Origin of the sequence: Treponema sp. (genome assembly GCF_045641405.1) — a bacterium.
Classification (GTDB): domain Bacteria; phylum Spirochaetota; class Spirochaetia; order Treponematales; family Treponemataceae; genus Treponema_D.
The window spans coordinates 104,295-115,507 of record NZ_JAZUGX010000047.1 but is presented as its reverse complement, the minus strand read 5'-3'; the positions used below and the strand labels follow the sequence as shown (position 1 = coordinate 115,507).

5 protein-coding genes are annotated in these 11,213 nt (G+C 39.7%); 2 read left to right on the top strand and 3 right to left on the bottom strand.

Going from position 1 to position 11,213, the window contains the following annotated elements:
• Together ACKI39_RS07660 and murC are read left to right on the top strand one after the other, a co-directional pair.
• A partial coding sequence (locus ACKI39_RS07660; protein ID WP_407399243.1) for an immunity protein Imm33 domain-containing protein occupies positions 1-608 on the top strand: 608 nt, incomplete at its 5' end.
• A 209-nt stretch (positions 609-817) separates the two neighbouring features.
• Entirely contained in the window at positions 818-2,308 is a 1,491-nt protein-coding gene (gene murC, locus ACKI39_RS07655) for a UDP-N-acetylmuramate--L-alanine ligase (protein WP_407399241.1), read from the top strand.
• On the opposite strand, the gene ACKI39_RS07650 is transcribed toward murC, so the two are convergent.
• Genes ACKI39_RS07650 through ACKI39_RS07640 form a run of 3 tightly spaced genes read right to left on the bottom strand, consistent with a single transcriptional unit; the run spans position 2,283 to position 11,142 of the window.
• Positions 2,283-3,347: a PTS transporter subunit EIIC gene (locus tag ACKI39_RS07650; RefSeq protein WP_407399239.1), complete on the bottom strand. Its 1,065-nt coding sequence runs from the start codon at positions 3,345-3,347 to the stop codon at positions 2,283-2,285. The genes murC and ACKI39_RS07650 overlap by 26 nt on opposite strands.
• A 24-nt stretch (positions 3,348-3,371) precedes the next feature.
• On the bottom strand, positions 3,372-5,636 hold the full coding sequence (gene pbpC / locus ACKI39_RS07645) for a penicillin-binding protein 1C (RefSeq protein WP_407399237.1): 2,265 nt from the start codon (positions 5,634-5,636) through the stop codon (positions 3,372-3,374).
• On the bottom strand, positions 5,614-11,142 hold the full coding sequence (locus ACKI39_RS07640; RefSeq protein WP_407399235.1) for an alpha-2-macroglobulin family protein: 5,529 nt from the start codon (positions 11,140-11,142) through the stop codon (positions 5,614-5,616). The genes pbpC and ACKI39_RS07640 overlap by 23 nt, the downstream gene beginning before the upstream one ends.
• Positions 11,143-11,213: the final 71 nt, after the last annotated feature.

Below are 11,213 nucleotides of genomic sequence, written 5' to 3'. Positions count from 1 at the left end.
TTTTTTCTGGAAAAGAAACACAAGAAGATATTGATAATCCTAAAATGATTGAAATATATGATGTAAATACAATCGCAAATTATACAAAGGATATTATTCCATTCCTTGACTATGAAAAAGGTTTTGCTTTTGAACGTAATCAAGAAAATGGTAACTTTTATTGTTTACAAAATGAAAGAAAAATCCAGTTAGATTTAGCTTATGCATTTTCACAGCTTAGAAAAAGAACTGAAGAAGTTCCAAATCCATTACGGTTACCTATAGAGAAAGAAATAGAAAATTTTGAAGTAGAATATAAGATTAAATTTCCCAAAGACTATAGAGCCTATCTCCTAACTTCTAGTGATGTTATATTGGGTTGTTTAGAACCTGGGCAGATAATTGATAAAAATGATGAGAATACATATTTAGGAAATATATTAGGCATCTATAAATCTTTTGGTCTAAATTCAGAATATATTCCTATTTGCAATGACAATGATTCTTTTTATTGTATTGACAAGGATTCCAGAATACATTTGATGGATCCAGATTCAAATAATGATTCTGTAGTATATGAAGATTTAGCTGATTGGATCTTAAATTGTTGGGTAAAAAATAGTATATAAAAATGCTAGCATTTGTTTTTATGATTGAAGTTAATGGTTATATCGCAATAAGGGAATTGTAAGACAAATACATAGATTGGCAGAAGAAAATTATCTGGTGTTATGTTGTATATCTTAAATAACATAGTCTATGTCCTTTATGCAAATTTAAATCTGTGGTATTATTTTCAATAGAAATAAATTTTTGAATTATATATAGAGATGATTTTATGAATTCCAATTTAGTTACATTGCCATCAGTACTGAAAGGCGTTAAATTTCATTTTGTCGGAATCAAGGGAACAGGTATGGTTGCTCTTGTTGAAATCCTCAATGCCCGCGGTGCCGTAATTTCAGGCTCAGATGTCAGCGAAAGATTCTATACTGATGAAGTCTTAGAAAAACTTGGCATCCGTGCAAAGGAATTTTCTGCTGACAATGTAACAAAGGACATTCAGTTTGTAGTTTATTCCAGCGCTTATAATCCAGAAAAAAATCCAGACCTTAAAAGAGCGGTGGAACTTGGAATTCCAATGATGCTTTATTCAGAAGCTCTTGGTGCCATTTCAAGGACAGCTTTCAGTGCTGGCATCTGTGGTGTACACGGAAAGACAACGACGACAGGACTTGCTGGAACCATCCTCAAGCATCTTCCTCTGAATTCTCAAATTCTTGCAGGCAGTATCATTTCCTCTTTTGGTAATTCCTGTACCTTGAACAATGCAAATTCCGGAAATCCATATTTTGTTGCGGAAACCTGTGAATACCAGCGCCATTTTATGGCTTACAGTCCTTCAAAAATCATCCTTACATCTGTAGAAAGCGACCATCAGGATTATTATCCAACTTTTAAGGATATCCAAAATGCTTTTGTAGATTATGCATGTTTGCTTCCAGAAAATGGACAGTTGATTTATTGCGCAGATGATGATGGTGCTGTTGAAACAGCCAGAATTGCAAAAGAAAAACGACCGGACATTAGTCTTATCCCCTATGGAATAAAGGCTGAAGGTGATTACAAACTATCGTTTGGTAGGGTCGAAAAGGGCCGTCAGTACTTTACCTTACAGTCGTTAGGCGAATGTGCCCTTGGTGTTCCTGGTGAGCATAATGTCCGTAATTCCTGTGCAGCCATTGCACTTGCCGTTGAATTGCTCAAGACAGAAGGAAAAAATCCAAAAGACTTTTACGGCAACATTAAAGAAGGTCTTCTTTCTTTTGCAGGCGGAAAAAGAAGAAGTGAAATTGTTGGTCGTGGAAAAAACAAGGCTGGCAATGAGATTCTTTTCCTTGATGATTATGGACATCATCCGACAGCTATAAAGACTACGCTTGCAGGCTACAGGGAATTCTATAAAGGTCATAAAATCATCGTGGACTTCATGAGCCATACCTATACGAGAACAGCAGCATTGCTTGAAGAATTTGCTTCAAGCTTTGAAAGTGCCGATGTTGTACTCCTTAATAAAATTTATGGAAGCGCACGTGAAAATGCTGAGGCTGCCAATGTAACAGGAAAGACTCTTGCTGATCATGCCTCAAAATATCACGGATATGTCATCTATGCAGAAGAATTTGACGAAGCTGCGGAAAAGGGTCTTGAGCTGCTGGAACAGCCTCTGGATTCAAAATATCCTGATGGTTATCTTTTTGTAACTATGGGAGCTGGTGACAACTGGAAGGTCGGCAAGAAGATTATTGATTTTCTTTGTAGAAATTAATTGTAAGTAAAAATCCTGCTGCAAATCCAACAGCCATTGATAAAAGAAACAATACAAATCCTTGTCCTACGAAGGCAACGCTTGTCATGATGCTTGGGAATGCAAAGGAAATGCATCTTGTTCCCGCATAACCTGTAATGGCTCCTCCAATTGCGCCACCGACGCAACCAAAAATCATTGGCATTACCCTTGGCAGATTTACTGCATATAAAGCGGGCTCAGTAACGCCAAGACAGGCTGTAAAGCAGCTCTGGAAAGCAACTGTTTTCTTTTCCTTTATTTTTTCCTTTAAACCTACAGCAAGGGCGGCTCCTGCCTGTCCATAGACGGCTCCTGCAAGCAACGGCATGATTATATCGTATCCATGGTCCGCGATGTTGTTCAAGGCTACAGGGACAATAGCCCAGTGGGCACCTATGGCAACCAAAGGCTGGATTATGGCCCCCATGAAAGCTCCTGCCGCAATTGGATTGAAATTGTATATGGCAAAGAAAGCCTTTGTCAGTATTGATCCTATCCATGTTCCTGCAGGACCAAAAACAAGGAATGTAAATGGAAGGACGATAATCATGGAAAGAATCGGTTTCATAAATCCTTTTATGGCATCAGGAATCCATCTGTCACAAGGTATTTCTATAAAGTGAAGGAATCCTACGGCAAGGACAACTGGAATTACGCTTGAGTGATATACTGCTGAAGGAACTGTAAAACAAAGGAAATCAAAGGTCTTTCCGTTTTCAAGGATATCTCCTATTGCAGGGTAAAGGCAGGCAAAGGGAATCATCATGGCGATGAAGGGATCTGCCTTAAATTGCTTTGCGGAAGTAATTGCCAGCATGAAAGGCATGAAGAAGAATACCCCGTCGGAAACGGCGAAAAAGATTCTGTATGTTCCACCATCCTTTGAAAGAAAGTTTCCAGCAGCAAGAAGAATCAGTATGCTTTTTATTATGCTTGCAGCGGTAATTAGGTTTATGATTGGTAAAAAAATGCCTGAGATTGCATCTACGATCTTTTTTCCAGTTGTGTTAGAGTTCATGAATAAATACTAATGCATTAAAGTCTATTCGGCAATAACCAGGAAATTTCTTTTTCGTATGGAGCCTGTTGAATCTGTTAGTGTAAGTGTGTGCTGTCCAGGTTTTGGGCTTGCAGTAAACTTGTGTTCTTTTTGGGTTGAGCCAAGGTATTCTCCGTCCATATCCCAGTAAATTATTGTACCTGGATTGTTTGCGGCTGCTTCAAAAATTACGCTTCCTTTTTTACCGTCAAGTTCAATTGGAACTATGATCTGGGAATTTTCCTGAGGAAATTCTATGTGTATGTTGTTCTCGGAATTTTCTTTATGCCAAGGAACAAAAGGAGGTAGTGACCTGTAGCTTAGGTTCTGCTTTTTGTACCAGTATTCTACATAAGGTGGTAGGACGAACCTGTTTTCTGTTGCCGGCATCTGACCTTTATATTGATTGATCATGTCTTCTACAGTAACTTGATATTCCATGTCTGGAGTAAAAGCATAGGTCCTGCAATAAGGGCAGCTTTTTGTCTGAGGAGTACCGTGGGTTTTCAGTTCAATTTTCGTTTCACTGCAATATGGACCTGCAATAAATCCTGATTGCGTGCATATTGTGATTTCGTCATATTCCATTTCTGGGCGCAAAGGCCATGATGTTTGTGGCAAAACGGAAAACACTTCAAACATGAGTGGCGCCGCTGTCGAGGCGCTGGTAAGCATTTTGTTTCCTGTGCCGACAGAATTTCCAACCCATACAGCTACTGTATATTCCGGAGTGGTTCCAATGCACCATGCATCGCGGTTGCCGCTGGAAGTACCTGTTTTCCATGCGATTTTTTTTCTACGGGAATAAAGCCGCCAGTTTTCAAGATCCTGAGGCCTTACTCCATCTGAAAGTATGCTGCATGTTGTCCAGGCTGTTCCATAGCTTACTGGAACTTTTGTCTTTCTTCCGCAAGCCTTATTCATAAGGTCTGCGTAGGCACAGGCAATTTCCCTCATTTTAACTTCGCCGCCACCAAGAATAAGTGGAATGCCGTAATAGTCTGCATCATGGTTCAATGTTGTTAAGCCGTATTTAGAAAGAAGGTTAAGAAACTGCGTTATTCCAAATTGCCTTAGCTCCCTTACGGCTGGAATGTTGAGAGATCTGGTCAATGCCTGATCTGCCTGGATTGCACCTGTGTATTTGTTTGTGTTGTTTTTGGGTATGTAGTTTCCCATTCTTGTTGGAATGTCATATACAATGTGACTTGGCAAAAGCATTCCGTTGTCAATCATAGCAGAAAAAAGGAAGGGTTTTAAAAGACTTCCCGAGCTTCTCTGTGCTTCAACCATGTCTACGGAACTGTTTATGTTACCGACATAGGCAATAGGATTTTTAGTTTTTGTATCCATTATGAGAAGCGCAGCATTTTCTATTCCTGATTGACTGAAAATTTTTGACCAATTGAAGATTATTCGGTTTGCATTTTCCTGCAGTGAAAAGTCTAATGTGGTTATGAAGCTGGTCTTCTTTCTTAAGTTTTTGTCTGCCTTAATTTTTTCAAGGTAGTGTGGTGCCAATGAAGGCAGGTTGTATGGTTTACCTGGTAGCTTTTCCTGAAGTGAAAGTTCCAACGTTTCCTTGTCTATCACTTTGTTTGAGTACAGCTTCATCAGCAGACTGTTTCTTTTATCAAGAAGGGCATCTTGATTTTTACCAGGGCGTACAAGTGAAGGCTGGTTCGGTAGAACTGCAAGGGTGGCATATTCAGCCCAGCTTAATGAATTTGAAGGCCTGTTGTAGTATCTCCAGCTGGCGGCTTCAAGGCCTATGACATTTCCGCCAAAAGGTGCAGATGAGGAATAGATGGAAAGTATCTGGTTTTTTGAATATTTGATTTCAATGCATATTGCAACAAATATTTCATAGATTTTCTGAAAATAAGTTCTCTTTTGATTTCCAAGAAGGATTCGTGCAGTCTGCATTGTCAGTGTTGATCCACCAGAAACAATTCTTCCGTCTTTAAGGTTCAGAACGAATGCCCTTCCTATGGCAATAGGGTCAACACCAAAGTGGAAGTAGAATCTTGAATCCTCGTAGTTCAGAATGCATTTCTTGAATTTTTCTGGAACTGCAGAATTTTCAAAATGCCACTGTCCATCATTAGAGGTGCTGGCTCCCAATAGGATTCCGTTGCGATCATAGATGACTGTGGAATAGGGGAACTGTTTTGGCGAAAAATGAAAGGCAAGGGCAGCAACAAAGACATAGGCTGCAGTAAAAATGATTGCTGCCCTTACAATTCTATTTTTTTCTTGCATCAACATAAAGTCCGCTTACAAGTGCATTCTTTGTATTGTCGTACATTGCTTCTGCGCTTACGGCAGGAATCCAATAAGCTCCTGAATATGCGCAGGTAACATTGAAATTGTATTCGTATTTACTTGATGAAGATTTCAAGTCAAGATAGATGAGTATCTTGTCGTCTTTAATGTCCATGTAACTGTAAGAACCGTTTCCTGATTCATAGCCACCGATTCTGTCATTGCTTACTTCCCATCCTGTAGGAATAGGAATAGTAAGCGCAACATTTTCAATGTTTTCATTTGTCTTGTTTTTAATGGAAACATGCATTACAAAATTGTCGCCATGGGCAATGTTTCTTGGCCTGATGGAACTTCCGTTTTCCTTTTTATAAGTTACATCAAGGGCAATGCCGTTTGAACAGGCTGTTTCGTTACCTGGATTTAATGTACCAGTAGCGGTCAAAGATCCGTAAAGGTTTTTGTTTCCTGTGTTTTTTACAGTAACGGTCTGATAGTTGTCATTTATTGCAGTAAGATCCATCTTGTCAAAGGTCTTGCTGAACTTTGAAGAAAGTTCAACCCGATTTGCGGTTGCAGTATAGCTGTTTTCCTTTGTTTCATTTTTGTTGTAGTAGGCAAAGAGTGAAAGGAGGGACCATGCTGTTTCCTGTGTGCTCATCCAGTTTTTTGAAGAAAGATTTTCGATTACCTTCTTTGAATATTTTGAGCTGAGTACTGAATTGTCAAGATTGACTGCTGCAAGAAGTCTTATGCTGTCGTTTCTAACAGATGAAGAGAAGTTTCCTCCTGTTGATCTGAAGAATGCAAGTGTGCCTGTGGATTTTTTAAGAAGCTTTTCTGCCTTCTGCTTGTTACCTGTAATTGAGTATGCAGAAGAAAGAAGTGCTTCCGAAGATTCGCTTAGATCATTTGAGTCAGCAAGTCTATTCATTGTTCCAAGGTCAGATTTTCCTGCAAGTGCAAGTACATAAAGTCTGTATGTTTCAAGTTCTGAATCTTCTGTGCTTGATCTTGTCCAGTTGATTGATTTTTCGTATACATAATCTAACGCTGGGTTGTAGATGTTTTCTGGAACAGTCCATCCCTTACGTTTTGCTTCTGTCATGAAGTGGAGGGCATAGCATGTACCCCATTCGTTTGGATGTTCATTTCCTGGCCAATATGCAAAGGCTCCCTTTGTTACCTGGTATGTGGAATACCTTTTGAATACGCTTGAAACATTGTACTGGATTTCTTCAATCTTTGCTTCTGAAAGGTTGAGGAAGTCTGCAAGGTAAATCTGTGGGAAACCACCTGATGTAATCTGTTCAATGCATCCATGAGGATATGTCAAAAGGTAATCAAGTCTCTGCTCAAGATTGATTGAAGGTACTTCTGACATTGAAAGGGCAAGCTCTCCAGTTCCATCCTCAAAAGGACTTTCGACCTTTACATTTTCAGAAGCTCCAGCTTTAACGGAGAAGTCTGTTGTATAAGAGAATTTAGTACCTCTTGAATTGATTAAAATGTCATAATTCTGTGAAACAGTCTTTTTTGAACTGCTTGTTGCCTTGAATGTGAAGTCAGCTTTTCCTGCAGAGTTTGTTTCAATATTGAAGTAGACGATGCCGTCGCTGTTTGGTTCAAGAGTGATTTCCTTTGTTTCGGAGATTGCAACGGAACCTTCGGTAGTAAATTCAACAGTGATTTTTTCCTTTTTTGCTGTTCCATTGAACAAAGTAACAGGTATATCAATGTTTTCGTGAGCACCCAGGGTTCTTGGAAGAGAACTCTGAAGCATAAGGTCAGCCTTTACTACAGTAGTTTTTTCTGCAACGCCATAAGCTGCATTTTTTCCAGCAATAACAAACGTACGCACGGCACCAATGTAGTGTGGCATCTGGAATGTGGTAGATTTCTTTTCACCAGCCTTAAGCTCAAACGGACCAAAGTACTTTACGACTGGGGCAAATCTATTTGTCTTTCCGCTGTTACCATCACCCATGTCATCGCCACCACCGACTGCAAGGAGTGTTTCAAGATTTCCTGTATATGCATTTATTACATCAGAGTAAATGTCCCATGATTTAAGCTGTGATGCTTCCTTCTTGTAGAATTCATCATGAGGATTTGGTGCCTTGAAAGATGTAAGTCCAAGAAGCCCTTCGTCTACGACAGCAAGGGTATATGTCATTGGCTTTCCGTTCTTTTCTGATACAGAAATTACAGTTTCTTTTCCAGGCTCAAACTGGGATGCGCATGTAATGATTGGTTCAAGTACAGATTCAGGATTTTCCACATAAACTGGGATGATTCCATAAAGCCTGATTGGAAGGCTGTTAGCAGTCTGTAGGTGAGGCTGTACAAGGGTTACATGGACATAGATGTTAGGAGCCATTTCTGGTGTAACCTTGAATTTGTAGACAGTAGTCTCAGCTGCTGTTTCAATCCATTCCTGCTTAGCGATGGTTCCGTTCTTTTCAATCGTTACAAGAGCACGGGCACCCTTTGATGATGCGAATGATATCGATGCAGCTTCTCCTGCTTTATAGGATTTTTTGTCCGCAGTGAGGGCAACCATTGAAGAGCTTCCGCTTGATCCCTGTGTGCTTCTTCCAGCCCATCCTGGCCAGTCGATGTAAGTAATCTTTCCTGCGTTATGTCCATAGCTTCCGTCAGATACAATAACGATGTAGCGTCCCCATGATGGATATTTTACTTCAAAGTTGAATGTTCCCTTACCATCCTGTATTTCAATATCACCAGACGAGATTGAACTGTAGTTAACGTCTTCAACATATCCTGCGTTGGTGTAGGCATCTTTTTCCCACCACCATTTCCATTCTATCTTGTAAAGATTCCAGCGGAGAGTAGCATTCTTTGTCGGAGTTCCATCTGCTTCATAGCAGACAACTTCTGCAGTATGCTTTGTGTCTGTCAAAAGCATGTTGCGTGCGGCATCGCCTTTTGGAAGCTTAAGTCCAACATAGCGGCTATATGGACTGAATTTCATTGTTGTATATTCAGTAGAGAATGCACCTGAAGGCTCGTAAATTCTAGACTGGAAATTTGCATCCATAAATCCTGGTGCATGGGAATCTGCTTCAAGGTACGCATTGATATCAACGTATGAATTTGCGTTGAGATTGCCGTCAAAAACCCGTTCCTTTCTGTCTGAAATTCTATTCAAAGGATTTGAGAAAGTATAATCGTCAGAAACCTTGAATCCAGCCTTTGCTGGTGAATAGCTGACGGAAACATCCGCCCTGTATCCTGCAGCTGGTGCCCCATGGAGCCATGAGCCTTCAAGTCTGAGGCTGTTGTTTCCATTGAAAAGCATTTTTTTGTCGGATGTAAGTTTTACGTTAAGCTTGTTAGGTACGATGGTTTCTACACGAAGACCTTTTGTCCATGTGTTGCCACCGATGGTAACCTTTGCTGTGTAAAGTCCTGTTTCACCGCTATCTGATGTTTGTGTTTCAATTGGATAGAAGCCATCAACATGGTCCTTAAGGTTTCTTTTTTCAATGCTTCTTCCAAGCGGATCAATCAGTTCAAAAATTACAGGAATGTTATCAGGCAAAGCCTTGTTCTGGTTCTGCAGAATGTAGGTAAGGTAAATCTTATCACCAGGTCTCCAGACTCCACGTTCCCCATAGATGAATCCCTTTGTTCCATCAGAAGAAATTTCTCCACCTGTTTCAAAATGGCTTATGCTGAGTTCCGAGCCGCTTGAAATCTTAAGATATGTTGTCTGATTGTTGATGGTGCCAGTGATGAACTTTATGTTTTCATCGTAGTCAAGAAGTGCAATGCCATTGCCGTCAGTTTTTTCTTCTGAAATCTTATTTCCAATGAAACTGTATGCAGTGATTACCGCATTCTTTGCAGGCTGAGTATCTTTCAGGTTTGATGCAGTGACATAAAGCTTTCCGCTTGCATCTTTTTTTGCAGAAAGAGCAATGTCGCTTACGATAATGTTCTGTCTTGCAACGATTGCAGAATGATAGTTTTCAAGATAGAAAGCTGGATGACAAGGATCTTCGTTGTAGTCCCAGTAGGTTCTTCTATCCCTGTAGTCCATGTCGTTTGTAAAATCCCAGAAGCTGCTTTCCCTGTCTGCAGAATCTTCCTTGATTTTGTCTTCTGGTCCAGGAAGGTCACTGAAGTCCCTGTGGCCATTGTTGCAGACATATTTGATGTCCTTTTTTCGGAAAGATACTCTTACCTGATACATGCCGCTGTTGTGTTTTTTTGTAAGCTCGCTGATGTCTATGCCATGGTAAATGTATTTATTCTGCATACTGTCGTCCCAAGTAAGGGAAACCCTCTTTTCAAAGATAGGTTCTCCGACGCGATACAGATTTCTTTTTTCGTTGAGTTCATTGTCCTGGAGAAAGTGATACATTGTTCTGTTAGGAACGCCATAAATCTGAACCAAAAGTCCAGTAAGGTTCTTTGTCTTAAGGATGACCTTTGATCCCTGTGTCGTTGGAAGTATGACTCCACTGTTTGCAAATTGAACTACAGGAATTTCCCAGCTGCCAGAAAGGGAAATGTTTGAGGAATTTCCAAGATGGAAGCCGTCTGCAGATCTGATTCCTTCTGAGATTTCTACTGAATCAATTTCTTCAAAATTATTGTCGCTGAAAACAGTAAGGATATTTCCTCTGATTGAGGCATTTGTTATTTGAATTCTCTGTCCCGACTTGTTGAATGCCTTTACATAGCCTGCAAGATTCTGTGTGCTGTCAAGAATTTTGGAAAAGCTTATGAGGATGGAATTCTTCTTTGAAGTGTTGATGTCGATTACATCAAGGATGTCATCTGATGGAATTTTAAAGACCTTTGAACCACAAAGCTCATTGTCCATCTTTTTTGAAAAACCTATGGATTTTCCACTCCATGTGAGTATAAGGTTTCTATTCTTTTTGGGAACCTTGATTCCACTGACTTCAAAATCAAAGCAGTCTGAAACCTCAGAAGTCGATTTCCAGTTGATTTCTGTTTTGCAACCCTTGTAATCAGCCGTAAGGATTTTTTTAGCCTTTTTTAGGGAAACTGGGATATCGGTAGTAATGGTTCCCATGAGGTAGAATTGATTCAAGGTTTCATCAAGTTCAATTTCGTTAAAACTTACCTTGTACCATCCCTTGTCTGTCACAAAGGGGTGGGTGAATTTTCCTGATTCTGTTCCTTTGAAAAGTTTTGCGCAGTCTGCAGTGAGGGTGAATTCGCTGTTCTGCTTGTAAGGTTTATCAGGTGTAAAAACAAAAGTCCTCTTATCGTCAAGGACTGTCCAAGATCCCTTCTGCCTTGGAGAGAATGACAATGCATCCTCTGGTTTACATTCGGTTTCTTTTGTAAAAGTAATTCTTATTTCAGAATTTCGTGGGATGAATGTTGGAGAGATTTCTTCAACAAGAGCATCATTTTCTGAATTGTAAGTTATTTCATTGCTTTTAGAGCATCCAAATACTATTGGCAAAACCAAGACTGATAAAACAAAACTTTTGATATTTTTCATATTTTCATATTATTGAATTTTGTAATAGTTTACAATAAAGTATGTATAACTTAATTAAAGTTTATAAAGAG